This window comes from Streptomyces sp. WM6386 (assembly GCF_000972385.1).
In the GTDB taxonomy this organism is placed as follows: domain Bacteria; phylum Actinomycetota; class Actinomycetes; order Streptomycetales; family Streptomycetaceae; genus Streptomyces.
In genome coordinates this window covers 1-309 of sequence record NZ_JXTE01000804.1, presented here as the reverse complement: position 1 = coordinate 309, position 309 = coordinate 1, and the positions used below count along the sequence as shown (strand labels likewise).

Here is a 309-nt window from a genome sequence, read left to right as displayed (position 1 = left end):
CTGCTGGCAGCGATCAACACGGTGCAGGTCTTCCTCGGCCGCCAACTGGTCAAGCCCTCGGCGAGCAAGCGCCCAGCTCCACAACTGCGGGCGGAGTCAGCGGCCGCGGCCGTCGCCATGTGCGGCGTATCCGTGGCAGGTTTCGGTATCCTCGCGGGCGGCTTCTGGCCCGCGGTGGGCGGATTGGTGATGGTGTCCGGATGGATCGCGCTCATGAGGGTCCGCAGCCGGTTCCGCGTTCGTCCGCAGGGTTGAGAGAACGGGGCCATCGACGCCCGCAGGGTGACGAAACTGCTGTCGCCGCAGGTG

At 68.6% G+C, this 309-nt stretch carries 1 protein-coding gene; it reads left to right on the top strand.

Features of this window, described 5'->3' with window-relative positions; translation table 11 throughout:
* Positions 1-255, top strand: a 255-nt coding sequence (locus TN53_RS43745) for a hypothetical protein (protein WP_159038315.1), incomplete at its 5' end; no start/stop codon positions are given.
* Between the last annotated feature and the right edge of the window lie 54 nt (positions 256-309).